Genomic DNA, 23140 nt, shown 5'->3' with positions numbered 1-23140 from the left:
AGAGGCGGCTTTGGGTGGAACGCGGACGTCATGGTGCTAGGCTGCACGGATGTCCGTAAAACGCGATTTGTCCGGCCTGATCGAAGTTGATGGTCACGAGTATCATTGGGCTATCGAACGGGAACCTCAATGGTGCACAGCCGAAGGCTGGCGTGGCATGGTCGTTAGCCTGCGCCGAGCAACCGCGCCGCGCCAAGCCCTATTAGAATTTCCGATGCCGTCGGCCCGACGCTCGGCCCTTCAACCTCAGTTGCGTCGCCCCCCAGTCAACGGGGCGATTATCGCGAATGGGGTTCGGGCGGCCTTAGCAGCGGGATGGGAGCCGACCAGTCGAGGTAAGTCGATAGCTTTTGAAGTGGATGCCAACGGCAACTAACAGTCGAAACCGGTCCTAAGCGAACGCCCCGACGCTTTCGATGAACTTGATCACCGAAATCGGTTTCGAGACATAGGCTTCGGCCCCCGCGGCCTTGATCTGCTCCTCGTCGCCCTTCCCCGCATAGGCGGTGACCGCCATGATCGGGACCGCCCGCAGCGTCAGGTCGGCCTTCATCTGTCCGATCAGATCGAGCCCGCTGACGTGCGGCAGCTGGATGTCCATGATGATCAGGTCGGGGGTGATTTCGCGCGCCTTCGCCAGCGCGTCGCGTCCGTCGCGCACCGGATGCGCGCTGTAGCCATGGGCGTTGAGCAGGTCGCAGAAGAGGCGGAGGTTGAGTTCATTATCCTCGACGACCAGGATGGTCTTGCCCATGTGCGTTCCGTTCCCCACCTTGCGTGCGCGGCCCGTTTAGGCGAATCGGCCGCACGACACAATTGTATCGCGACGGAGGGATCGGGCTTGCTGGAAGATGATGCGGCGCTGGCGCTTCATGCGCTCGGCTGGATTTTGAGCGACGAACCGCGCGCCGAACGGCTGCTCGCGCTGACCGGCCTCGCGCCCGACGAATTGCGCGCCTCACTCGGCGAACAGGCGACGCTTGCCGCGATCCTGTCTTTCCTCACGGGCCACGAAAACAACCTTGTCGCCTGCGCCGATGCGTTGCAGGTGCCGCCTGCCAGCATCGCTGCCGCCGCGCAAAGACTCGAAGGAACCCCCGCATGAACCGCCCGCTCGTCATCACCGATTGCGACGAAGTGCTGATGCACATGGTCGTGCCTTTCGCCGAATGGGTCGATGCCGAACATGGCGTGATCTTTCGCATCGAGGATGCGAGCTTCGCCAATGCGCTGAAGCGCAAGGAATGCGGCACGCCATTGGAGGCGGCCGAGGTATGGCCGCTGCTCGACGGTTTCTTCCGCACCGAAATGACACGGCAATATCCGATACCCGGTGCGCTCGCGGCAATGGCGGCGATCGGCGCCGAGGCCGATATCGTCGTCCTCACCAATGTCGGTCCCGAGCATCAGCAGGCGCGGATCGAGCAGCTCGCGCTCCATGATTTTCGTGCGCCGGTGATCGGCAGCCGCGGCGGCAAGGGCGAGCCCGTGCGCCGCCTGATCGACGAGTATCGGCCCTCGGTCGCGGTGTTCATCGACGATCTGGCCGGCCATCACCAGTCGGTCGCGCAAGAGGCGCCCGACGTGTGGCGGCTGCATCTGATCGGCGAGCCCGCGATCGCCGGCAAGATCGCCCCGGCGAAATACGCCCATGCGCGAATCGACGATTGGAAAGAGGCGCAGGGCTGGATATTGGCGCGCCTCGCCGAAAACATCCCCGCCCCGGCCGCCGAGCCGGTTTAAGAAGGAACCACCCCCATGGATATCGCCGCCAAGATCGCCGAGCTCGGCCTCGAGCTCCCCAAGCCCGCCGCGCCGGTCGCCGCCTATGTGCCCGTCGTCGAGCAGGGCGGCATGCTCTATGTCAGCGGCCAGTTGCCGTTCCGCGACGGACAGGTCGTCACCGGCCGCCTCGGCGACGATATGGACGTTGCGGGCGGGCAGGATGCGGCGCAGCGCGTCGCGCTGATGCTCGTCGCGCAGATCGGGCAGGCCTTGGGCGGCGACTGGTCGCGCGTCGAGCGCGTCGTCAAGCTCGGCGTCTTCGTCAACAGCGCGCCCGGCTTCACCGATCAGGCGAAGGTCGCCAACGGCGCATCGGAACTGTTCGAAACGCTGTTCGGCGAGGCGGGCCGCCACGCGCGCGCCGCGGTCGGCGTCGCGGTGCTGCCGCTCGGCGCGGCGGTCGAAGCCGACGCGATCGTCGCGGTGAAGCCCGCCTAAGGGCGCGAATGGCCGAGGCCGACCCGCCCGCCCGGACGATTTCGCTCGGAACCGGCGTTGCCGCGATCGATGCGGCGGCGTGGGACGCGCTTCACGATCGCGGCAATCCGTTTGTCGGCCACGCCTTCCTGTCGCTGCTCGAACAATCGGGCAGCGTCGGGCCCGGCAGCGGCTGGCAGGCGGCGCCCCTGCTTGTCGAAGACGCAACCGGCGCACTCGTCGCCGCGGCGCCCGCCTACCTCAAATCGCACAGCCAGGGCGAATATGTCTTCGACCATGCGTGGGCCGATGCCTGGGCGCGCGCGGGCGGCGATTATTATCCCAAGCTGCAGATCGCGGCGCCCTTCACTCCGGTGCCGGGCCCGCGCCTGCTCGCCAAGGACAAGGGTGACGCCTTGCTGCTGCTCCGCGCCGCCGAGGCGGTCGTGCGGCAGAACGGGCTGTCGTCGGCGCATGCGACCTTCGTCGCCCCCGAACAGATGCCGCTGTTCGAGCAGGCGGGCTGGCTCGTCCGCCGCGACATCCAGTTCCATTTCGCGAACGCGGGCTATGCGAGCTTCGACGATTTTCTTGGCACGCTGAATTCGCAGAAACGCAAACAATTGCGCAAGGAGCGGCTGCGCGCGGTCGAGGGCTTGCGCGTCGAGGAGCTGACGGGCGACGCGATCCGGCCCGAGCATTGGGACGCGATGTGGCTTTTCTATCAGGACACCGGCGCACGCAAATGGGGGCATCCCTATCTGACGCGCGCCGCCTTCGACCTGATGGGCGAGCATATGGCGGACCGGATCATCCTGCTCATCGCCTACGACGCCGACGAGCGGCCGGTCGCCGGCGCGCTGCACTTCCTCGGCGCCGACTCGCTGTATGGCCGCTATTGGGGATGTCTCGCCGAAATCCCCTATCTGCATTTCGAGCTATGCTATTACCGCGCGATCGACATTGCGATCGAACGCGGGCTCGCGCGGGTCGAGGCGGGCGCGCAGGGCGGACACAAGCTCGCGCGCGGCTATGGCCCCGTCGCGACCTGGTCGGCGCACTTCATCGCCGATCCGGGCTTTCGCCGTGCGGTCACGGAGTATCTCGAGCAGGAAAGGCAGGCCGAAGCGGCCGAAATGGAATGGCTTGAAGGGCACACGCCCTTCAAGCGGAAGAGCTGAAACGTCCCCTTCGTCACCCCGGACTTGATCCGGGGTCCAGCGTCATCTGCTGGATGGATGCCGGATCAAGTCCGGCATGACGAAAAAGGGGATTTTGGAAGGATTAGGCCGCGAAGCGGCGGGCGGCGGGACGGCGCGCCGTCTCGTCGAGCCAGGCGCGCGCCTGGCGCTGCGCTTCGGCGATTTCATCGCGCGACATTTCGCTCGACACGTCGGCGCGGCATTGCTGGCCTTCGACATTGCCGCCGAGCGCGGCGAGATTGAACCATTTATGCGCTTGGATCAGGTCGACATCGACCCCGCCCGAGCCGGTCGAAAACGCGATACCGAGATCGAAATAGGCGCCCGCATCACCGCGCGCTGCGTCGAGCAAGCGGCTCTCGATCAGATATTGGGCAGACTTCAGACTGTTCGCCATGATAACCCCCTTTGCCTCCACCCCACATGGAGACCTCGGGGCCAAATTTGCGACTTATGGTCAACAAAGCGTTAACAACGATGTGAATTTTCGGGGATAAGCCAGAAAAGCCCCGGAAATCCCAATTTTTCTCTTCCGTCATTCCGGCGAAGGCCGGAATCTCGACCTCAAATCATGGCGTCCCCGGCGAGATCCCGGTCTTCGCCGGGATGACGTGCCAAGTGCTGGTGGAGTGATTTTAGCCCACCTGAAGATTGTCGATCAGCCGCGTTTTTCCGATCCGGGCGGCGGCGAGCAGGCGCGCCGGCGCGCGGAAAGTGCTCAACCTTTCAAGGCTGTCGGCATCGGCGAGCGCGACATAATCGACGCTGTCGAAGCCGCCCTCGACGATCGCAGCCTCCGCCTTGAGGAGCGTTTCGCCGACGTCTGCTCCGCCCGCGATCGCTTTCGCCGCCGCGTTCAGCGCGGCGGGAAAGGCGGGCGCCGCCGCGCGCTGCGCGTCCGAGAGATAGGCGTTGCGCGACGACAGCGCGAGGCCGTCGGCGTCGCGCGCGATCGGCGCACCCAAAATGTCGATGCCGAAATCGAGGTCACGCGCCATGCGGCGGATGATCGCGAGCTGCTGCCAGTCCTTTTCGCCAAAGATCGCGACGTCGGGGCGGACCTGGTTGAACAATTTGGCGACGACGGTCGCGACGCCGTCGAAATGGCCGGGGCGCGCCGCGCCGCAATAATCGGCGCCAAGCTCGGCGACCTCGATATGCGTGCTGTGGCCGCCGGGATACATGGTCGCGACATCGGGCGCCCAGAGCAGGCTCGTGCCTTCCTCGACCAGCAGCGCGGCATCGCGCGCTTCGTCGCGCGGGTAGGCGTCGAAATCCTCGTTCGGGCCGAACTGCGTCGGGTTGACGAAGATCGACACGACGACGTGGTCGGCGACGCGCTTCGCCATACGGACAAGCGAGAGATGGCCGTCGTGCAGCGAACCCATCGTCGGGACCAAAGCGACGCTCTTCCCCCCCTGTTTCAGTGCCGTAACGGCACGGTGCAGCATCGCGATGTCACGGATGATTTGCACGGTTCGTCGCCCTCCGATATTGGCGCGACTATATCACTTCGCGCGACGGCCGCCCATGCCGTGCCAACAGGAAAATCGCAACGCTCATGACGACGCCCGCACCGCACCGCATCATCTTTGCCAATGAAAAGGGCGGGACGGGCAAATCGACCTGCGCCGTGCATTTCGCGGTCGCATTGGCGAGCCAGGGATGGCGCGTCGCGGGCATCGACCTCGACCCGCGCCAGCGCACCTTCCACCGCTATCTCGAAAATCGCGAGAATACCGCAAAGCGCCGCGAGATCGCGCTGCCGACCCCGCGCTTCGAGGTGTTCACCGGCTCGACGATCGAGGAACTCGACGAGCAGGTCGCACGGCTTTCCGAAGATGTCGATTATCTGATCGCCGACACGCCGGGGCGCGACGACGTCTTCGCGCGCCACCTTGCGACGAGCGCCGACACGCTCGTCACGCCGATCAACGACAGCTTCATCGATTTCGACCTGATCGGTCAGGTCGACCCGGAGACCTTCCAAGTCACCCGGCCGAGCTTCTATTCCGAACTTATCTGGGACACGCGCAAGGCGCGCGCGAAGAGCGACGGACGGACGATCGACTGGATCATCCTGCGCAACCGCCTCCAGCATGTCGACGCGCACAATATGCGCCGCGTCGGCGAGGCGCTGACCCAGCTGTCGCGCCGCGTCGGCTTTCGCGTCATCCCGGGGCTCGGCGAGCGCGTCATCTATCGCGAGCTTTTCCCGGCTGGCCTCACCCTGCTCGACAAGGCGCATCTCGGCGGCATGGGAATCGGCCACGTCGTCGCGCGGCAGGAACTCCGCGAGGCGATGGGCGGACTGAACCTCCCGGCGCGCGAAAGATTGCATCCGGACGGGGACCTGTTCGCCGCCGCCTGACCCTTCTCTCCCCAAGAGGTTCAAAGATGACGCACAATTTCCATCCGACGATGCTCCGCGAATATGACATCCGCGGGGTCGTCGGCGACACGCTGTCCGACAAGGACGCCACTGCCATCGGCCGCAGCTTCGCGACGATGATCCGCCGTGCCGGCGGCAAGCGCGTTGCGGTCGGCTATGACGGGCGGCTGTCGTCGCCGATGCTTGCCGAGGCGCTGATCGCCGGGATCAACGCCGCGGGTATCGACGCGCTGAACGTCGGGCTCGGCCCGACGCCGATGCTTTATTATGCCGCGTCAACCGAGGATGTGGACGGCGGCATACAGATAACCGGCAGCCACAACCCCCCCGACTATAATGGTTTCAAAATGGTGTTTCAGGGGCGCCCCTTCTTTGGCGCCGACATTCAGCGGATCGGCGAAATGGCCGCCGCGGGCGACTGGGAGTCCGTCGATTCCGGGAGCGAAGGCACGTCGCAGAGCATCGACATCGTCGACGCCTATGTCGACCGGCTGGTCGAGGGTTTCGCCGGCGGCGCCTTCCGTATCGGCTGGGACGCCGGCAACGGCGCCGCGGGCACCGTGATCGAGAAGCTCACCGCGCGCCTCCCCGGCGAGCACCACCTGCTGTTTACCGACATCGACGGCCATTTTCCGAACCACCATCCCGATCCGACCGAGGAAAAGAATCTCGCCGATCTTCGGAAGCTCGTCGCCGAGAAGAGCCTCGATTTCGGCGTCGCTTTCGATGGAGACGGCGACCGCATCGGCGCGATCGACGGCGAGGGCCGGGTGATCTGGGGCGACCAGCTGCTGCAAATCTATGCGGCCGCGGTGCTCAAGGACATGCCCGGCGCAACGGTGATCGCCGATGTGAAGGCGAGCCAGGCGTTGTTCGACCGTGTCGCAGAACTTGGCGGCACGCCGCTCATGTGGAAGACCGGTCACAGCCTGATCAAGGCGAAGATGAAGGAAACCGCGAGCCCGCTGGCGGGCGAGATGAGCGGGCATATCTTCTTTGCCGACCGCTATTACGGCTATGACGACGCGCCTTACGCCGCGGTGCGGCTGATCGAGGCCTCGACGAAGCTCGAGCAGAGCGTCACCGCGCTGCGCGGCAGCATGGCGCCGATGGTCAACACGCCCGAAATGCGCTTCCAGGTCGACGAGAGCCGCAAATTCGCCATTGTGGATGAGGTTTTGGACCGATTGACGGAATCGGGGGCGAAGGTCGACCGCACCGACGGCGCGCGCGTGCTGACCGATGATGGTTGGTGGCTGCTTCGCGCCTCGAACACGCAGGACGTTCTCGTCGCGCGTGCCGAGGCGAAGGACGAGGCTGCGCTCGCGCGCCTGCTCGCCGCGATCGACGAGCAGCTGGCGCTGTCGGGGATCGTGCGTGGGGAGAGCGTGGCGCATTGATAGAAAGAAAATCCCTCCCCTTCAGGGGAGGGCAGCGAGACTTGCCAGCTTGCTGGCTTAGTCGCAGCGGGTGGGGGCCAGCAGCCTTACGCTATCTCGATAGCCCCCACCCCAACCCCTCCCCTGAAGGGGAGGGGCTTTTAAGAGATGCAAAAATCTTGCCAGATTGACCTTGGCGGCGTCGCTGGGGTAACGCCGCACCGGGGCTAGAAACGGAACCGACCGAGCCATGACCGACGACGAATCCACTGCGGCGACACTTGTCGAAGGCGACCACGGGGTTGCCGAACATACCGCGCATGTCCGCGAGGATGCGGCGGCGGGCAACGGGCTCGCGGTCATCTCGATCGCGAAAAGCTATGACAAGCGCGTCGTGCTGTCGGACGTCTCGCTGTCGGTCGGCAAGGGCGAGGTCGTCGGTCTGCTCGGCCCCAACGGCGCGGGCAAGACGACCTGCTTCTATTCGATCATGGGGCTGGTGAAGCCCGACGCCGGGCGTATCATGCTCGATGGCGCCGACATCACCGCGCTGCCCATGTATCGCCGATCGATCCTCGGCCTTGGCTATCTGCCGCAGGAAACATCGATCTTTCGCGGCATGACGGTCGCGCAGAATATCGAAGCGGTGCTCGAACTCGCCGAGCCCGACAAGATCGCGCGCGAGCGCCGGCTCGAGGAGCTGCTCGACGAATTCGGCCTGACGCGGCTGCGCGATGCCGCCGCGATGGCGCTGTCGGGCGGCGAACGCCGCCGCGCCGAAATCGCCCGCGCGCTCGCCGCCAACCCGTCGATCATCCTGCTCGACGAGCCCTTCGCCGGCGTCGACCCGATCGCGGTGATCGAAATCCAGCGCATCGTGCGCTTCCTGAAAGGCCGCGGCATCGGCGTGCTGATCACCGACCATAATGTCCGCGAGACGCTCGACCTCGTCGACCGCGCCTGCATCATCTACGACGGCAAGGTGCTGCTCGCCGGCTCCCCGGCCGAACTCGTCGCCGATCCCGAGGTGCGCCGCCTCTATCTCGGCGAGGGTTTCTCCTTGTAATGCGATGATACGCTGATGGCGTTGGGTCCGCGCCTCGATCTCCGCCAGTCGCAATCGCTGGTGATGACGCCGCAGCTTCAGCAGGCGATCAAGCTGCTTGCGCTGTCGAACCTCGAACTCGAGACCTATCTGGCCGAGGCGCTCGAAGGCAATCCGCTGCTCGACACGGCTTCGGCTGACAGCGACGGCAGCAGCAGCGACGAACCCGCCAGCGACGCGCCGGCGGCCGAAGCGGCGTCGCTCGATACCGATCAAGCGATGTCGGCCGATGGCGGGAGCGAAAACGACCTCGACGTCGACTTCGCGACCGAAAGCTTCCACCACGACAGCGCGAGCGACAATATCGGCCTGTCGGGCGGGGGCGAGGATATCGATTTCGACAGTTTCGCCGAGCATGAAGGCACGCTCCACGATCATCTGCTCGCGCAGGTCGGCGAACGGTTCGGCGGCATCGAGGCGATCGTCGCGGGGCAGCTTGTCGCGCTGATCGACGAGGCGGGGTATCTTCGCGCGGATCTTGCCGAACTTGCCGCGCAGCTCGGCGTGCCGCTCGCGCTGGTCGAGGCGGTGCTCGCGGGCATCCAGGCGTTCGATCCGTCGGGCGTCGGCGCGCGCGACCTCGCCGAATGTATCGCGATCCAGGCGCGCGAGGCCGACCGCTACGATCCCGCGATGGCGACGATGATCGCGCATCTCGACCTCGTCGCGAAGGGCGCGTTTCCGCAGCTCAAACGCATCTGCGGGGTCGACGACGAGGATCTCGCCGACATGATCCGCGAGCTGCGCGGTTACGATCCGAAGCCGGGGCTGAAGTTCGGCGGCGACGGTGCGCCGGCGGTCGTTCCCGACCTCTATATCCGCCGGACCGCGCAGGGTTGGGCGGTCGAGATCAACAATGGCACGCTGCCCCGCCTGCTCGTCAACCGCCGCTATTATAGCGAACTGGCGCAGGGCGCGGCGGCGAAGAGCAAGGCGTGGCTGTCCGAACAGCTCGCGGGCGCCAACTGGCTCGTCCGCGCGCTCGACCAGCGCCAGCGCACGATCGTCAAGGTCGCGAGCGAGATCGTGAAGCAGCAGGAGGGCTTTTTCCTGAACGGCGTCGCGCACATGCGCCCGCTGACGCTGCGCCAGGTTGCCGAAGTGATCGGCATGCACGAATCGACCGTGAGCCGCGTGACAAGCAACAAATATCTGTCCTGCGCGCGCGGGCTGTTCGAACTCAAATATTTCTTCTCGAGCGGAATTGCCGCGACCGGCGGCGACGGCGCGGTGTCGGCCGAGGCGGTGAAGAGCCGGATCAAGGCGATGATCGAGGCCGAGGACGCCAAGGCGATCCTCTCCGACGAGACGATCGCGCAGAGACTCTCGGCCGAAGGCCACGACATCGCGCGGCGCACCGTGGTCAAATATCGCGAAGCGATGGGCTATGGCTCGTCGGTGCAGCGGCGGCGGCAGAAGGCGCTGGCGGGGTAGATTGTGATTCGCGCAGAGGCGCAGAGACCGCAGGGGATTTGGTTCACGCGGAGACGCGGAGGCGCGGAGAAGGAGAGAGATTGGCGGCTTTGCCGCCCGCATTTCTGCTCTGCTTCCTCTGCGCCTCTGCGCGAATATTATCTTCTCCGCGCCTCCGCGTCTCCGCGTGAACTTTTCCCGATTGATCGGCTCCGCAGCGGTTGACTTTTCGGCCTTATCCCCATAGTTGCGCCGCTTCGCGTAACAACGCCAAGATTTACGGAACAGACCAATGAAGATTCGCAACAGCCTGAAGTCGCTGAAGGACCGCCACCGGGATAACCGCGTGATCCGTCGCCGTGGCCGGACCTATGTGATCAACAAGACCAACCGCCGCTTCAAGGCGCGCCAGGGCTGAACGTCCTGCCGGGACCCATGTCCCGCGCGCATTTGCGAGTTAGCGTGACGCCGTCGGATGTTTCCGGCGGCGCTTTCGCGTGCCCGGAGCCCCTATGATTCGCCAGAGCGTGATCTTCGACGTCGGCCGCGTGCTGTTCGACTGGGACCTGCGCCACCTGTTCGCGAAGCTGATCGACGACCGGCAGGAACTCGAATGGTTCGTGACCAATGTCGTCACGCCGCAGTGGCATTTCCAGCACGACGCCGGGCGCCCGCTCGCCGCCATGCTGCCCGAGCGCAAGGCCGAATTTCCGGGGCACGATGCGCTGATCGACGCCTATGCGACGCGTTTCAACGAGACGATCCCCGGACCGATGCCGGGCAGCCTCGAACTGGTCGAGCGGCTCGACGAGGCGGGCGTGCCGCTCTTCGCGATCACCAACTTCGGTCATGAATTCTGGGAAGGTTTCCGCCCGACCCAGCCGGTGTTCGACCGCTTCCAGGATATTATCGTCTCGGGCACCGAAAAGCTGATGAAGCCCGATCCCGCGATCTACGCCCTCGCGATCGAGCGATTCGGCATCGACCCCGCGGGCGCGATCTTCATCGACGACAATGCGGCCAATGTCGCGGGCGCCGAATCGGCCGGCATCGCGGGGCACCTGTTTGTGGATGCTCCGACGCTGGAGCGCGAGTTGATCGCGCGGGAATTTCTGACGTAATTTCCGTCATCCAGGCGAAGGCCGGGATCTCGCCGGTAGTGTAAAACGTGAGGACGAGATCCCGGCCTTCGCCGGGATGACGAACAGGAGAACTTACTTCTCCACCCCTAGCTGCGTCAGTACGAAAGCGAACTCTTCGGCATCCTCGCGCAGCGCGCCCCAGCGGCCCGACTTGCCGGCGTGGCCCGCCCCCATGTTGGTGCGCAGCAGCAGCATCGCGTCGTTGGTGCGCGTCGCGCGCAGCTTGGCGACCCATTTCGCCGGCTCCCAATAGGTCACGCGCGGGTCGTTGAGGCCTGCCGACACGAGCATCGGCGGATAGGCCTTCGCCGTGACATTGTCGTAGGGGCTGTAGCTCAGCATATAGTCGAATGCGGCCTTGTCGGTGATCGGATTGCCCCATTCGGGCCATTCGCCGGGGGTCAGCGGCAGGTCCTTGTCGACCATCGTGTTGATCACATCGACGAAGGGCACCCCCGCGAGCACCGCGCCCCACAGTTCGGGCGCTTCGTTATAGACCGCGCCCATCACCTGCCCGCCCGCCGAGCGGCCCTCGATCGAGATCCTGCCCGCGCGCGTATATTTGGCGGCGATCAATCCCTTGGCGACGTCGATGAAGTCGTTGAACGTGTTCTTGCGCCGATCGGTCTTGCCCGCGAGATACCAGGCGCGGCCGAGGTCGTCGCCGCCGCGGACATGCGCGATCGCATAGATCATGCCGCGATCGACGAGGCTGAGGCGCGTTGTCGAGAAACCCGGCGGGACGCGATAGCCGTATGAGCCATAGACATAGAGGTGCATCGGCGCGCTGCCGTCGCGCGGCGTGCCCTTTTTGTAGACGAGCGACACTGGAACCGGCGTGCCGTCGCGCGACGGCATGTGAACCAATTCGGTTTGATAATCGTCATGATTATAACCAGAAGGTATTTCCTGCACCTTCAGCGTTTCGAGTTCTCGCTTGGCGAGGTCGTAATCGAAGACCGTGTCGGGGGTGACCATCGATTCATAGTCGAGCCGCAGCTTGTCCTGATGATATTCGGGATTGTCGCCGAGCCCCGCGACATAGGTCGCCTCCGGAAACTGGATCCGGCCGGGCGTCAGCGGCGCATCATATTTGCGGACATCGACCTGATCGACGCCCTTTTCGCGCGATTCGAGGACGAAATAGTCGCGGAAGACCGAAAGGCCAGTGATGTAATTGTCATCCGATCCGGGAATCAGCGTCTTCCACGCCCCCGGCGTCTTGATGTCTGCGGTCGCGATGCGGAAATTGGGATGCTCGTCGTTGGTGTGGATGTAGAGCGTCCCCTCGCGTTCATCGACGCTATATTCGCGGCCCTTCTGGCGCGCCGAGACGAGTTGCATCGGCGCTTCGGGATTGTCGGCGGGGAGCAGATAGACTTCGCTCGTCTCGTTATCGCCCGTCGCGATGACGATATAATTGTCGGCGGCGGTCTTGCCGATGCCGACGCCGAAGCCGATGTCGGGCTCCTTGTAGAGCAATTTATCCTCGCTCACCGGGGTGCCGAGCTTGTGCAGCCGAACATTGTCGGTGCGCCAATTCTCGTTCGCGAGGCCATAGAGGATCGCGTCGTTGCCCGATGTCCAGACGAGCGACGACAGCGTGCCGGGGATGGTGTCGGGGAGCAACTCGCCCGTTTCGAGGTTGCGGATGCGCGCTTCGAACCGCTCCGAGCCGTTATCGTCGAACGAATAGGCCATCAGCCTGCCGTTGGGGCTGACCGACAGCTCGGCGAGGCGGAAATAATCCTTGCCCGCCGCCATCGCGACCTCGTCGAGGATCAGCTGCGTATCGCCGCCCGCGACGGGTTTCCGGTACCATTTCTTATATTCGGCGCCTTCCTCATATTCGACCCAATAGAGCCAGTCGCCGTCCTTCTGCGGCACCGACGAATCGGCTTCCTTGATGCGGCCCTTCATCTCCTGAAACAGCGTTTCGACGAGCGCGGCGTGCGGCTTCATCGCGGCGTCGAAATAGGCATTCTCCGCCTTCACATAGTCGAGCACATCCTTGTCATCGATCACCGGATAGCTTTCGTCCTTCAGCCAGTGATACGGGTCGGACAGCGTCTTGCCGTGCAGCGTCATTTCGTGCGGGCGCTTTTCCGCGACGGGCGCGGCGGGCAGGGCAGGGGTCGGGCTGGTCAAGGCGGCGTCTTTCTCTTTGGCAGGCAGAGGGGGCGATGCGACAAGCGGGGTGGCAATTGCCGCCAGAAACATCCAAATAGCGCGCATCACAAAATCCCCCGCGGTGTCGCCCCAAGGGGCGGGATCGCCCGCGATGTAGGAACAAGGAAGCGACCATGTCCAGCCCCATCCATGCCGAGCGCCTCGCCCGCGTCCGCGCCGAACTCGCCGCCCGCGGCCTCGACGGCTTCGTCGTGCCGATCAGCGACGAGCATATGAGCGAATATGTCGGCGAATATGCGCAGCGCATGGCGTGGCTGACGGGCTTCGGCGGCTCGGCCGGAACCGCGGCGGTGCTGCCCGAAAAGGCGGCGGTCTTCGTCGACGGGCGCTATACGGTGCAGGTGCGCGACCAGGTCGACGGGTCGCTGTTCGACTATGTCGGCGTGCCGCAGTCGAGCGTCGCCGAGTGGCTGGGCGCGAACGTCCGCGCGGGACAGAAGGTCGGCTATGATCCCTGGCTGCACGGCATCGACTGGGCGCGGGGGCTGGAGAAGGCGCTCGCTGCCAAAGGCGCGAGCCTTGTCGCGGTCGACGCGAACCCGATCGACGCCGCGTGGGACGATCAGCCGGCGCCAAGCGACGCGGTGGTGACCGTGCATGACGCAGCGCTCGCGGGGCAGGGCGCGGTCGAGAAGCGCGAGGGTATAGCCGACTGGCTGAAGGCGAAGGGGCTCGACACGACGGTGATGACCGCGCTCGATTCGATCGCCTGGACCTTCAACATCCGCGGGGGAGACGTCAGCCACACGCCGGTCGGGCTCGCCTTCGCCCTGCTCCACGCCGATGCGACCGCCGACCTGTTCATCGCGCCCGAAAAGCTGACCGACGCGGTGCGCGCGCATCTCGGCAACAGCGTCCGCATCCACGACCGCAGCGCGTTCGAAGCGGCGCTCGCGGATCTTTCGGGCAAGAAGGTCGCGGTCGATCCCGACCGCGCCGTCGCGGCGATCTTCACCGCGCTCGAAGGCGCGGGCGCGAAGATCGAGCGCCACCGCGACCCCGCGGTGCTGCCCAAGGCGATCAAGAATGCGACCGAACTCGCCGGGACGCGCGCCGCGCATGTCCGCGACGGCGTCGCGGTGGCGCGCTTCCTCAAATGGATGGAGGAGGTCGCGCCGCAGGGCGGCCTCAACGAACTCGGCGCTGCGGCGAAGCTGCGCGAATTTCGCGACGCGAGCGGCGCGCTCAGGGATCTGTCGTTCGACACCATCTCGGCCGCCGGCCCGAACGGCGCGCTGCCGCATTACAAGGTCGACGAAACGACCAACCGGGCGATCGAGGCGGGCACGCTCTATCTCGTCGATTCGGGCGGGCAATATGATGACGGCACGACCGACATCACGCGCACGATCGCGATCGGCGCGCCGACGCCCGAAATGCGGCGCCGCTTCACGCAGGTGCTGAAGGGCCATATCGCGCTCGCGACCGCGCGCTTCCCGAAGGGGACGCGCGGCAGCCAGCTCGACATTCTCGCGCGCCAATATCTGTGGGCCGACGGGGTCGATTATGCGCATGGCACCGGCCACGGCGTCGGCGCCTATCTGGCGGTCCACGAAGGGCCGCAGCGCATCGCCAAGCCGGCGGGCGGTCAGGCGGGGACCGAAGAGCCGCTGCACGCCGGCATGATCCTGTCGAACGAGCCCGGCTATTACAAGGCGGGCCATTTCGGCATCCGCATCGAAAATCTCGTCGTCGTCACGCCGCAAAGCATCGCGGGCGCCGAGGAGGACATGCTCGGGTTCGAGACGATCACCTTCGCGCCGATCGCGCAAAATCTCGTCGATGTTTCGCTGTTGTCGGATGCCGAGGCCGACTGGCTCGACGCCTATCATGCCGAAGTGCTGGCGAAGCTCGGTGCGGACATGGCGGGCGAGGAGCGCGCATGGCTCGAAGCCGCCTGCGCGCCGCTCGACCGCACCCCCGCCGCGCTCGCGGCCTGAGGCGCGCATGACCGACGCTCGCAGCACCGTGCCGCTCGCCGATTTCCGCGTGCAGGAGCGCGTGCGCGTGCGCTTCAACGAAATCGACGGACAGAATATCGTCTTCAACGCCAATTATCTGGTCTATGCCGACATCGGCGTGACCGAATATTTCCGCGCGCTTGGCGAGGGGCAGCCCGGACCCTATTTTCACCAATATGGTACAGATATTCGCGAGACGCATTGCGAAATCGACTATCATGCGCCCGCGCGACTCGATGAATTGATCACGATCGCAGCGCGAATCAGCCGATTCGGGCGGACGAGCTTCACGCTGCACTGCGGAATTTTCCGCGAAAACGAACGCCTTACGGATATAGAGATCAGCTACGCCCATCTCGATACCGATAGCGGCCAGCCGACGCCGCTGCCCGGAAGCTTCATTGCGGAAGTCAGGCGATTCGAAGCGCGGACGCCGACGCAGGGCTGATAAGACATTGAATTGTTTCCGCCTTGCGGAAACGCTCGGCCCCGGCCCACTCCCCCACCCGGCCTCCCTGACGATAGCAGGCTATGGGAGGCCGGGTGGGGGAGTGGGCCGGGGCCGAGCCCGATCAAAAGAAACCGAATCGACCCTCTCAACCAAAAAAGTCGAAAAAAAGGGCCGCCCGAGGGCGGCCCGTGAAAGTTTTGGGAGAGGATGCCTAAAAGGCAAGTGTGATATTGCAGTGCACAATGAATGTTGCAACTGCGAAAAGAGCATCCGTAATTGCATTTTTTGCAATCGATAGGCTTTTACCGTCATTTGGTGCAATCGACGCGCCGCACCGCTTCCTCTCGCAAATCGCCACGACATCGCCTAAATTGCGCCGATGGGAATGTTCAACAAGATCGACGTCGGCGGCGGCCTGTCCGACTTCTGGTCCTATATCCGCGAACCCCGCCCGCATCGCTGGGCGATCTGGGGGGTCGCGCTCGCGCTGACCTGGCTCGTCTTCAACGGGATCGAACAATATCTGATCCCCTATGAAAAACCGAAGGCTGAGATCATCTATTTCGAAAATTGGAAGGCGACGCGCAGCGCCGAGGAGATTCGCGCCGACTGGGTCGCGCGCGCGAAGGAAACGACGCGCCGCAATGCCGAGAAGCGCGCCGAATATCAGCGATTCGCCGACAGCCTCGGCATCGAATATGATTCGACCGAGGCCGACAGGGTGACGCGCGAAACGCTGGGCGAGGAAGCGGCCGCGGCGGCGAAGAAAAAGCCGGCGCCGGTGCAGACCCGCTCGACGCTCGCCGAGCGCGCGGCGCGCGGCGCGGCGCCCAAAGCCGCCGACTGACCGGATGCGCCGGCCACCCGCCGATGCCGACTGGATGGCGGCCGCCATCGCGCTGTCGCGGCGCGGGCGGCCCGCATCGGCCCCCAATCCCAATGTCGGCTGCCTGCTGGTCAAGGACGGCAGGATCATCGCGCGCGGCTGGACGCAGCCGGGCGGCCGCCCCCATGCCGAAGCGATGGCGCTCGCCGCCGCCGGTCGCGCCGCGCAGGGCGCCACCGCCTATGTCACGCTCGAACCCTGCGCCCACGCGAGCCCGCGCGGCCCCGCGTGCAGCGGCGCGCTGATCGCCGCGGGCGTCGCGCGCGTCGTGACCGCGGTGCAGGACCCGGACCCGCGCACCGACGGCAGCGGGATCGCGCGGCTGCGCGATGCGGGGGTCGAAGTGGTTTTCAACCTCCTCCCCGCCGAAGCGCGCGCAGCGATGGCGCCCTGGTGGACGCGGCAGACCGAGGGGCGTCCGTTCGTGACGCTGAAGCTCGCGACGTCGCTCGACGGCTGCATCGCGATGGCCGACGGCTCGAGCCGCTGGATCACCGGCGGCCGCGCGCGCGCCCACGGCCATCTCGAACGCGCGGGCCATCAGGCGATTCTGGTCGGGCGCGGCACCTTCGAGGCCGATGCGCCGAAGCTCGACGTGCGCTTGCCCGGACTCGAGGATCGCAGCCCGGGAAAGCTGTTGCTGACCTCGGGAGCCGCGCCCGAGGGCTGGACCGCCGTCGCCTCGCCCGAAGCGATCGATGGAATCGACTCGCTGCTCGTCGAGGGCGGCGCCGGCGCCGCGGCGGCCTTCCTCGCCGCCGACCGCGTCGACCGGCTTTTGCTCTATCGCGCGCCGGTCCTGATCGGCGGCGGCAGGCGCGCGCTCGCCGACATCGGCCTCACCGATCTCGCCGACGCGCACGGACGCTGGCGCCTCGCCGACAGCCGGATGCTTGGCAGCGACCGGCTCGACGTCTACGAGCGCGTCAGAGAAGGATAAGGCAACTCCATGTTCACCGGCATCATCACCGACATCGGCACCATCCTCGCCCATGAGGAGCGCGGCGACACGCGGCTCGTCATCGGCACCGCCTATGACGTCGGCGGCATCGACATCGGCGCCTCGATCGCCTGCTCGGGCGCGTGCCTGACCGTGGTCGACAAGGGGCAGGATGCGACCGGCAACTGGTTCGCGATCGACGCCAGCGCCGAGACGCTCGCGCGCACCGCGCCGGGGATGTGGGACCGGGGCCGCCGCCTCAACCTCGAACGCGCGCTCCGGATCGGCGACGAGCTCGGGGGGCATATCGTCACCGGCCATGTCGACGACATCGGACGCATCGTGTCGGTCGAACCGGCCGGCGACAGCATCACCGTCACCGTCGCCGCGCCCGCGTCGCTCGCGCCGCATATCGCGCCCAAGGGCTCGATCACCCTCGACGGCGTGTCGCTGACGGTCAACGAAGTGACCGACCAGCCGGACGGCGAGGCGCATTTCACGCTCAATATCATCCCGCATACGCAGGAGATGACGACGCTGAACGAGGCGGCGGCGGGGCGGCCGGTCAATCTGGAGATCGACATCCTCGCGCGCTATCTGGCGCGGATGCAGGCGCGTTCCTGATCCGTCGCCCCCGCGCAGGCGGGGGCCGCCACCGTTTTACGCAGCGCGGCAGGAAAAGGCGGCTAACGGCCCCTGCCTGCGCGGGGGCGACGATTACTGTTCCGCCCACCCCGCCGCCAGCTCGGGATCGGCCGCGATCATCGAGCGGCGCATCGCGAGCCGCCCGATCCTGAGCAGCTCGGCCTTGCGCCGCGCGGGGGCGAGGTTGCAGCTTGCGGCTTCGCGCACCACCGCCGCGCCATAGCGGTCGGCGACGATCAGCCCCGACGTTTCGGGGCGATAGTCCTCGGTTTCGAGGATCGCGGGGTCGAGCCCCGCGGCGAGCGCCCAATAGAAGCGATCGCACCAGTCGCAATAGTCGGGCCATTTTCCGTCGCCGTGCAGGTCGGCACGGCTGACCTTGATCTCGACGATGATGATCTGGCCCTTGGCGTCGATCGCGGTGAGGTCGGTGCGCCGGCCGTTGGGCAGCGTGACTTCGGGGATCGCGACCAGCCCTTGCTGCGCGAACAGCCGGCAAACGCCGCGCGCGACGTCCGCGGCGGTGATGGCTTGATCGAGATTGACGCCAGCTTGCAAAGCCATCGCTTCAACTCATGCCGTTCGCCCTGAGCTTGTCGAAGGGCCGTTCTTCTTCGCCGCGACGCCACAAGAAAGGACGGTGCTTCGACAAGCTCAGCACGAGCGGGTTTTAGGTGGGCGTCAGAACGGAACGTCGTCGTCGAGATCGTCGTCGAAGGGCGGGCGTCCGCCGCCGCTCGAACCGCCGCCGAAACCGCCGCCCGAGGAGCCGCCGCCACCGCCGCCCTGATTCCAGCCACCACCCGACGAACCGCCGCTCCATTCGTCGCCACCACCGCCGCCGCCGCGCGAACCGCCGCCGCCCGGCGCGCCGTCGAGCATGGTGAGGTTGCCGCCCATGCCCGCGATCACCACCTCGGTCGTGTAGCGGTCGTTGCCGTCGCGATCCTGCCATTTGCGGGTGCGAAGGCTTCCTTCGATATAAACTTTCGAGCCTTTTTTGAGGTAGCGTTCGACGACGCCGACCAGCCCTTCGCCGTTGATCACGACATTATGCCATTCGGTGCGCTCCTTGCGCTCGCCGGTCATCCGGTCCTTCCACTGTTCGCTGGTCGCGATGCGGATATTGGCGATCTTGCCGCCATTCTGGAACGATTTGATTTCGGGATCGGCGCCGAGATTGCCGATGAGAATTACCTTGTTGACGCTGCCAGCCATCGCCGTTCCGCTCCGCTTCAAAAGTTGTGAGGATCAGCCGAGTCCGAAGGCGACGGCCGTCCAGTAAGTGATACCAGCAGCGGCATAGGCGAGCAGGAACAAATAGCCAACCATGAACATCGGCCATTTCCATCCGTTGGTTTCGCGCCGGGTGATCGCGATCGTCGAAATGCACTGCGGCGCGAAGACGAACCAGGCTAGGAAGGCGAGCGCGGTCGCGAGGCTCCATTTGCCCTGCAGCCGCTCGCCGAGCGATTCGGCCATCGCTTCCTCGTCGTCGCCCGCGTCGATCGCGTTCGCGGTCGCCATCGCCGAGACCGCGACCTCGCGCGCCGCCATCGCGGGGATCAGCGCGAGCGCGATGTCGTGATTGAAGCCGATCGGCGCGACGACGACCTCGAGCCCGCTCGCGATGCGGCCCGCGACGCTATATTCGACCTGACTCTCGCCTTCGGGCGCTTTGGGGAAGCTCAGGAGCAGCCACAGCACGACCGTGGTCATCGCGATGATCGTGCCCGCGCGGCGCAGGAAGATCCACGCGCGCTGCCACAGGCCGAGCGCGATGTCGCGCAACTGCGGCATCTGATAGCGCGGCATTTCCATCATGAAACCCGCGCCCGCGCCCTTCGCCACCGTGCGGCGCAGCGCGAAGGCGACGACGAGCGCGCCGACGATGCCCGCGAGATAAAGGCCGAAGAGCACGAGTCCCTGCAAGCCGACGCCGGTGCCGCCGACGCCGCGGTTGGGGATGAAGGCGGCGATGATCAGCGCATAGACGGGAAGCCGCGCCGAACAGGTCATCAGCGGCGCGATCAGGATCGTCGTCAGCCGGTCCTTCTCGTCGGGAATCGCGCGCGTCGCCATGATGCCGGGCACCGCGCAGGCGAAGCTCGACAGGAGCGGGATGAAGCCGCGCCCCGAAAGCCCGACCTTGCCCATCAGCCCGTCCATCAGGAAGGCGGCGCGCGTCATATAACCCGACGCTTCCAGAAGCAGGATGAAGAGGAAGAGGATCAGGATCTGCGGCAGGAAGACGACGACCGCGCCGACACCCGCGAGCAGCCCCTCGACGACAAGGTCGCGCAGGAAATTCTGCGGAATAGTGTCGACGACCCACGTCTGCATCGTCCCGACGAGCCCTTCGAGCGCGTCGGCGGGCGGCCCGGCCCAGGCATAGACCGCCTGGAACATCACGAACATCAATGCGAGCAGGATGATCATCCCGGCGACCGGGTGCAGCACGATATTATCGACGCGCTGCGTCCAGCGGCGCACCGGCGTTTCGCTGACGATCGCGGCCTTCGCGAGCGCGCGGGCGCGCTGATGGAGCGCGGCGTCGCCGGCTTCGGCTGGAGCGGTGGTCGAACCCGCGGCATGCGAACGGATCGCGCCGTCGACCGCGGCAAGCAACTCGGTCAATCCGCGCTTGCGCACCGCGACCGTCGGCACGACGGGCACGCCGAGTTCCTTCGACAATCGTTCGGCGTCGAGCGTCAGCCCGTCGCGCGCCGCGAGATCGACCATGTTGAGCGCGACGACGGTCGGCAGATCGAGCGCGAGCAGTTCGAGCGCGAAGCTCAGATGATTGTCGAGGTTCGCGGCGTCGAGCACGACGATCAGCGCGTCGGGGCGCGTCTCGCCCGCCTGACGGCCGAGCACGACGTCGCGCGTCACCGCCTCGTCGAGGCTCGCGGGCGTCAGGCTGTAGGTGCCGGGCAGGTCGATCAGCGACAGCGGGCGGCCGTCGGCGAAGCTCGCGTGCCCCGCCTTCCGCTCGACGGTGACGCCGGGATAATTGGCGATCTTCTGCCGTGCGCCGGTCAGCGCGTTGAACAGGCTCGATTTGCCGGCGTTGGGATTGCCGACCAGCGCGACCGAGGGAATCGCCGCCGTCATGCCGCCGGCTCCACTTCGATCGCCGCGGCTTGCCGCGCGCGGATGATCACCTTCATGCGCCCGACGGTCAGCGCGAGCGGATCGCGCGAAAAAATGCTGCCGCGATGGTGCGGCGTGACTTCGCTGCCCTCCATCAGGCCGAATTCGCGAAGGCGCCGTCCCTCGTCGTCGGACATGGCGTTCCAGTCGATCCGGGCGATTCGCACCATCACGCCCAAGGGCGATTTGTCGAGCAAGGCAGTCATTTGCGAGCGATTATCAATAACAACCGCCGAGCGCCAGTCCTTTATCGAAACGCGTCAGCGCCCGGGCTTCTTCAAATCCTTCTGCGCCGCCTTGATCGCCGCAATGTCGCGATCGGCCTGTTCGTGCCGAAGCTGCCGCTGCGCCGCCTTGAACTTTTCATATTCTCGCTCGGCATGCCGCGCCGCGTCGGTCATCGACACGCTGCCGCCGGAACGCAAAACCGCCCGCCCCAAGCTGGAAAGCTGCCGGTCCAGCAATTCGCCGGCCTGCGCCATCGATGTCAGACGTCCAATGTCAGCCTGATCCTCGAAAATATCGAGAAGGATGGTCGTGAGCCGATTGAGTTCCCTGATCTCGCCTTCCGCGAGGTAATTTTTCGAGGTACCGACGTCGGCCTTGCGGATATTCGCGTTCGGCCAGCTTTGCAGGCCCATGTTGGGCTCACCGGCATCGGCGCGAAGGCGTAGGACCTCGGCAGGGGTGTTCGAGCAGACGGCATAGATCAGCTTGGCCTGCGTATTCCGATAGAAATCCCGCCACGCCGGCGACGTCCCGTCATAATCCTGGCACATCGCGCAAATGGCGCGCAATTCGCGATAGACATTGGCTTCATCCGACCGAATGTCGCGAATGATTTCCTTGAGTTCGGCAATGCGATCCCGATTGTCGGGACTTTTCAACCGTGCGGCGTCGATGACGAAGCCCTTGGTCGCAAATTGAACGAGCTTTTCGGTCGCCCATTTGCGAAATAGCGTCGCTTGCTTCGATTCAACCCGGTAGCCGACCGAGATGACCATATCCAAGCTGTAGAAGGTGACCGGCTTCGTCGATGAAGCAATTTGCGTTTTATGCAAATTGCTCTCGTCGAGTTCCTCCTCTTGGAGGATATTGGCGATATGTCTGGAGATTGTCGAAACGTCGCGGCCAAAAAGCTCGGCGATTTGGGCCTGCGTCATCCAGAGGCGATCGCCATCATAGCTAATTTCTACGTTTACCCCCGCGGCGTCGCCATAGACGAGAAATCGATCTCCTGTGGTTTCGTCCTCTTGGAGATGCACCGGCTCCATATCCGACATATTGCAAAGCCTCGATTCGAACAGAAAGTGAACAAATCTAGCAGGGGGCTGGCTGCTACGCCAGTGTCAAATCCGCCTAAGGCTCACCGTCCCGGATAGCGCAGCCGCCCGACGAAGCGCGCAAGACTCGGCCGTTCGATGCTGCGCGCGGCGCGGCGGTGCTTCCAGCTTTCGAAGCGCATCACCTGATCGATGCGGCGCGCGAGGAAGGCGCGCGTGTCGGCGAAATCCTCGCTCTCGTCGTTCAGGAACACCGCCATCGTCGATCCGTAGACCGCGCCGAGAATCGCGCGCTTGCTGTAATGATTATAGTCGGTCGCGGTGTCGCCCGCGAGCCGCCACATATGATCGGCGGCGCGCCAGCCGAGCTTTGCCGCGTGCGGCGCATTGGTCGGCAGCGCGAGCAGCGCCAGCGCGCGGCGGAGCGATTCGCGGTTTACGGCGAGCAGGTCGATGCGCGTTTCGACGAGCGTCGTAATCCGCTCGCGAATCTTGAGCGCCCGAAGCTTTTCGGCGGGCCAGCGCACCTCTATCGCCAGGTCGATATCGGCGAACCAGGCGTCGACCATATCGCGCCCACCGCCGGGAAAGGCGAGGCGCGCAACGTCGGCATCGACGCCGACGCGCGCGGCGGCATCGGCGAGCGCGGCGTCGCCGAAGCCGTCGAACGCCGCCGAGGCGGCAATCAGCGGCGCGAGCGCGGCGCGAATCTCGTCGAGGGTCGGGTCGGCGGGCAATATGGAGGCCATGCGCTTCAGATAGGCCGCGCCGCGCGGTTCGGCAACCGCGCGAGCAC

25 protein-coding genes are annotated in these 23140 nt (G+C 65.5%); 15 read left to right on the top strand and 10 right to left on the bottom strand.

What is annotated here, in order from left to right:
* Window positions 1-391 precede the first annotated feature (391 nt).
* The gene (locus tag QZL87_RS18265; RefSeq protein ID WP_136176111.1) at window positions 392-754 is read right to left on the bottom strand and encodes a response regulator; all 363 of its coding nucleotides are present in this window, start codon (window positions 752-754) and stop codon (window positions 392-394) included.
* Between the two features lie 87 nt (window positions 755-841).
* On the opposite strand from QZL87_RS18265, the gene QZL87_RS18260 reads away from it, so the two are divergent.
* The 4 genes from QZL87_RS18260 to QZL87_RS18245 are packed head-to-tail and all read left to right on the top strand — an operon-like array spanning window position 842 to window position 3383.
* A complete protein-coding gene (locus QZL87_RS18260; RefSeq protein ID WP_295321896.1) occupies window positions 842-1105 on the top strand; it encodes a DUF3572 family protein in 264 nt (87 codons plus the stop codon).
* Entirely contained in the window at window positions 1102-1743 is a 642-nt protein-coding gene (locus QZL87_RS18255; protein ID WP_295321893.1) for an HAD family hydrolase, read from the top strand. The genes QZL87_RS18260 and QZL87_RS18255 overlap by 4 nt, the downstream gene beginning before the upstream one ends.
* A 15-nt stretch (window positions 1744-1758) precedes the next feature.
* On the top strand, window positions 1759-2223 hold the full coding sequence (locus tag QZL87_RS18250; RefSeq protein WP_295321891.1) for a RidA family protein: 465 nt from the start codon (window positions 1759-1761) through the stop codon (window positions 2221-2223).
* Between the two features lie 8 nt (window positions 2224-2231).
* Window positions 2232-3383 (top strand): GNAT family N-acetyltransferase, encoded by a 1152-nt coding sequence (locus QZL87_RS18245; RefSeq protein WP_295321888.1) that lies wholly within the window; start codon window positions 2232-2234, stop codon window positions 3381-3383.
* Window positions 3384-3486: 103 nt separating this feature from the next.
* On the opposite strand, the gene QZL87_RS18240 is transcribed toward QZL87_RS18245, so the two are convergent.
* Both QZL87_RS18240 and panC read right to left on the bottom strand, forming a co-directional pair.
* On the bottom strand, window positions 3487-3801 hold the full coding sequence (locus QZL87_RS18240; RefSeq protein WP_136176116.1) for a sel1 repeat family protein: 315 nt from the start codon (window positions 3799-3801) through the stop codon (window positions 3487-3489).
* A gap of 238 nt (window positions 3802-4039) precedes the next feature.
* Window positions 4040-4879 (bottom strand): pantoate--beta-alanine ligase, encoded by an 840-nt coding sequence (gene panC / locus QZL87_RS18235; protein ID WP_295321886.1) that lies wholly within the window; start codon window positions 4877-4879, stop codon window positions 4040-4042.
* A gap of 86 nt (window positions 4880-4965) precedes the next feature.
* Here panC and QZL87_RS18230 point away from each other — a divergent pair, with 86 nt between their 5' ends.
* The 6 genes from QZL87_RS18230 to QZL87_RS18205 all read left to right on the top strand — a co-directional run bounded on the left by QZL87_RS18230 (window position 4966) and on the right by QZL87_RS18205 (window position 10814).
* A complete protein-coding gene (locus QZL87_RS18230; RefSeq protein WP_295321882.1) occupies window positions 4966-5775 on the top strand; it encodes a division plane positioning ATPase MipZ in 810 nt (269 codons plus the stop codon).
* A 26-nt stretch (window positions 5776-5801) separates the two neighbouring features.
* Complete coding sequence (gene pgmG, locus QZL87_RS18225; RefSeq protein ID WP_295321879.1) at window positions 5802-7196, top strand: phosphoglucomutase/phosphomannomutase PgmG; 1395 nt, start codon at window positions 5802-5804, stop codon at window positions 7194-7196.
* A 229-nt stretch (window positions 7197-7425) separates the two neighbouring features.
* Window positions 7426-8241 (top strand): LPS export ABC transporter ATP-binding protein, encoded by an 816-nt coding sequence (gene lptB / locus QZL87_RS18220; protein WP_295321876.1) that lies wholly within the window; start codon window positions 7426-7428, stop codon window positions 8239-8241.
* A 15-nt stretch (window positions 8242-8256) separates the two neighbouring features.
* On the top strand, window positions 8257-9714 hold the full coding sequence (gene rpoN / locus QZL87_RS18215; RefSeq protein ID WP_295321874.1) for an RNA polymerase factor sigma-54: 1458 nt from the start codon (window positions 8257-8259) through the stop codon (window positions 9712-9714).
* A 271-nt stretch (window positions 9715-9985) separates the two neighbouring features.
* Entirely contained in the window at window positions 9986-10111 is a 126-nt protein-coding gene (ykgO, locus tag QZL87_RS18210; protein WP_003046794.1) for a type B 50S ribosomal protein L36, read from the top strand.
* A gap of 94 nt (window positions 10112-10205) precedes the next feature.
* Window positions 10206-10814, top strand: coding sequence for an HAD family phosphatase (locus tag QZL87_RS18205; RefSeq protein WP_295321871.1), 609 nt, complete (start codon window positions 10206-10208; stop codon window positions 10812-10814).
* Window positions 10815-10907: 93 nt separating this feature from the next.
* Here the strand turns inward: QZL87_RS18205 and QZL87_RS18200 are convergent, their stop codons facing one another.
* On the bottom strand, window positions 10908-12923 hold the full coding sequence (locus QZL87_RS18200; protein WP_295327038.1) for a S9 family peptidase: 2016 nt from the start codon (window positions 12921-12923) through the stop codon (window positions 10908-10910).
* A gap of 215 nt (window positions 12924-13138) precedes the next feature.
* Here QZL87_RS18200 and QZL87_RS18195 point away from each other — a divergent pair, with 215 nt between their 5' ends.
* The 5 genes from QZL87_RS18195 (at window position 13139) to QZL87_RS18175 (ending at window position 17887) form a co-directional block, all read left to right on the top strand.
* Complete coding sequence (locus QZL87_RS18195; protein WP_295321868.1) at window positions 13139-14965, top strand: aminopeptidase P family protein; 1827 nt, start codon at window positions 13139-13141, stop codon at window positions 14963-14965.
* 7 nt (window positions 14966-14972) lie between these two features.
* Window positions 14973-15434, top strand: a complete 462-nt coding sequence (locus tag QZL87_RS18190) for a thioesterase family protein (RefSeq protein WP_295321865.1) — start codon at window positions 14973-14975, stop codon at window positions 15432-15434.
* Between the two features lie 382 nt (window positions 15435-15816).
* Complete coding sequence (locus QZL87_RS18185) at window positions 15817-16284, top strand: hypothetical protein (RefSeq protein ID WP_295321863.1); 468 nt, start codon at window positions 15817-15819, stop codon at window positions 16282-16284.
* A gap of 4 nt (window positions 16285-16288) precedes the next feature.
* Window positions 16289-17263: a bifunctional diaminohydroxyphosphoribosylaminopyrimidine deaminase/5-amino-6-(5-phosphoribosylamino)uracil reductase RibD gene (gene ribD / locus QZL87_RS18180; RefSeq protein WP_295321860.1), complete on the top strand. Its 975-nt coding sequence runs from the start codon at window positions 16289-16291 to the stop codon at window positions 17261-17263.
* A gap of 9 nt (window positions 17264-17272) precedes the next feature.
* Window positions 17273-17887, top strand: coding sequence for a riboflavin synthase (locus QZL87_RS18175; protein WP_295321857.1), 615 nt, complete (start codon window positions 17273-17275; stop codon window positions 17885-17887).
* A 93-nt stretch (window positions 17888-17980) separates the two neighbouring features.
* Here QZL87_RS18175 and QZL87_RS18170 read toward each other — a convergent pair whose 3' ends face one another.
* The 6 genes from QZL87_RS18170 to QZL87_RS18145 form a co-directional block, all read right to left on the bottom strand.
* A complete protein-coding gene (locus QZL87_RS18170) occupies window positions 17981-18472 on the bottom strand; it encodes an MmcB family DNA repair protein (RefSeq protein WP_295321854.1) in 492 nt (163 codons plus the stop codon).
* A gap of 117 nt (window positions 18473-18589) precedes the next feature.
* A complete protein-coding gene (ssb, locus tag QZL87_RS18165) occupies window positions 18590-19126 on the bottom strand; it encodes a single-stranded DNA-binding protein (RefSeq protein WP_295321852.1) in 537 nt (178 codons plus the stop codon).
* Window positions 19127-19159: 33 nt separating this feature from the next.
* Window positions 19160-21022 (bottom strand): ferrous iron transporter B, encoded by a 1863-nt coding sequence (locus QZL87_RS18160; RefSeq protein WP_295321849.1) that lies wholly within the window; start codon window positions 21020-21022, stop codon window positions 19160-19162.
* Window positions 21019-21267 carry a FeoA family protein gene (locus QZL87_RS18155; protein ID WP_295321846.1) on the bottom strand — a complete coding sequence of 83 codons (249 nt, stop codon included), beginning with the start codon at window positions 21265-21267 and terminating at the stop codon, window positions 21019-21021. The genes QZL87_RS18160 and QZL87_RS18155 overlap by 4 nt, the downstream gene beginning before the upstream one ends.
* Before the next feature lie 54 nt (window positions 21268-21321).
* A complete protein-coding gene (gene rhuM, locus QZL87_RS18150; protein ID WP_295321843.1) occupies window positions 21322-22344 on the bottom strand; it encodes a RhuM family protein in 1023 nt (340 codons plus the stop codon).
* 83 nt (window positions 22345-22427) lie between these two features.
* A complete protein-coding gene (locus tag QZL87_RS18145; RefSeq protein WP_295321841.1) occupies window positions 22428-23093 on the bottom strand; it encodes a COQ9 family protein in 666 nt (221 codons plus the stop codon).
* Between the last annotated feature and the right edge of the window lie 47 nt (window positions 23094-23140).

The sequence above is a fragment of the uncultured Sphingopyxis sp. genome (genome assembly GCF_900078365.1).
Lineage (GTDB): Bacteria > Pseudomonadota > Alphaproteobacteria > Sphingomonadales > Sphingomonadaceae > Sphingopyxis.
The sequence above is the reverse complement of the archived record's forward strand: the minus strand, read 5'-3'. Positions and strand labels throughout refer to the sequence as shown.

Coding starts and splice junctions, on each gene's coding strand:
- QZL87_RS18265 (WP_136176111.1), bottom strand. CDS start 754: ATGGGCAAGACCATCCTGGTCGTCGAGGATAATGAACTCAACCTCCGC.
- QZL87_RS18255 (WP_295321893.1), top strand. CDS start 1,102: ATGAACCGCCCGCTCGTCATCACCGATTGCGACGAAGTGCTGATGCAC.
- QZL87_RS18250 (WP_295321891.1), top strand. CDS start 1,759: ATGGATATCGCCGCCAAGATCGCCGAGCTCGGCCTCGAGCTCCCCAAG.
- QZL87_RS18245 (WP_295321888.1), top strand. CDS start 2,232: ATGGCCGAGGCCGACCCGCCCGCCCGGACGATTTCGCTCGGAACCGGC.
- QZL87_RS18240 (WP_136176116.1), bottom strand. CDS start 3,801: ATGGCGAACAGTCTGAAGTCTGCCCAATATCTGATCGAGAGCCGCTTG.
- QZL87_RS18230 (WP_295321882.1), top strand. CDS start 4,966: ATGACGACGCCCGCACCGCACCGCATCATCTTTGCCAATGAAAAGGGC.
- pgmG (WP_295321879.1), top strand. CDS start 5,802: ATGACGCACAATTTCCATCCGACGATGCTCCGCGAATATGACATCCGC.
- lptB (WP_295321876.1), top strand. CDS start 7,426: ATGACCGACGACGAATCCACTGCGGCGACACTTGTCGAAGGCGACCAC.
- rpoN (WP_295321874.1), top strand. CDS start 8,257: ATGGCGTTGGGTCCGCGCCTCGATCTCCGCCAGTCGCAATCGCTGGTG.
- ykgO (WP_003046794.1), top strand. CDS start 9,986: ATGAAGATTCGCAACAGCCTGAAGTCGCTGAAGGACCGCCACCGGGAT.
- QZL87_RS18205 (WP_295321871.1), top strand. CDS start 10,206: ATGATTCGCCAGAGCGTGATCTTCGACGTCGGCCGCGTGCTGTTCGAC.
- QZL87_RS18200 (WP_295327038.1), bottom strand. CDS start 12,923: ATGACGCTGCACGGCAAGACGCTGTCCGACCCGTATCACTGGCTGAAG.
- QZL87_RS18195 (WP_295321868.1), top strand. CDS start 13,139: ATGTCCAGCCCCATCCATGCCGAGCGCCTCGCCCGCGTCCGCGCCGAA.
- QZL87_RS18190 (WP_295321865.1), top strand. CDS start 14,973: ATGACCGACGCTCGCAGCACCGTGCCGCTCGCCGATTTCCGCGTGCAG.
- QZL87_RS18185 (WP_295321863.1), top strand. CDS start 15,817: ATGGGAATGTTCAACAAGATCGACGTCGGCGGCGGCCTGTCCGACTTC.
- ribD (WP_295321860.1), top strand. CDS start 16,289: ATGCGCCGGCCACCCGCCGATGCCGACTGGATGGCGGCCGCCATCGCG.
- QZL87_RS18175 (WP_295321857.1), top strand. CDS start 17,273: ATGTTCACCGGCATCATCACCGACATCGGCACCATCCTCGCCCATGAG.
- QZL87_RS18170 (WP_295321854.1), bottom strand. CDS start 18,472: ATGGCTTTGCAAGCTGGCGTCAATCTCGATCAAGCCATCACCGCCGCG.
- ssb (WP_295321852.1), bottom strand. CDS start 19,126: ATGGCTGGCAGCGTCAACAAGGTAATTCTCATCGGCAATCTCGGCGCC.
- QZL87_RS18160 (WP_295321849.1), bottom strand. CDS start 21,022: ATGACGGCGGCGATTCCCTCGGTCGCGCTGGTCGGCAATCCCAACGCC.
- QZL87_RS18155 (WP_295321846.1), bottom strand. CDS start 21,267: ATGACTGCCTTGCTCGACAAATCGCCCTTGGGCGTGATGGTGCGAATC.
- rhuM (WP_295321843.1), bottom strand. CDS start 22,344: ATGTCGGATATGGAGCCGGTGCATCTCCAAGAGGACGAAACCACAGGA.
- QZL87_RS18145 (WP_295321841.1), bottom strand. CDS start 23,093: ATGGCCTCCATATTGCCCGCCGACCCGACCCTCGACGAGATTCGCGCC.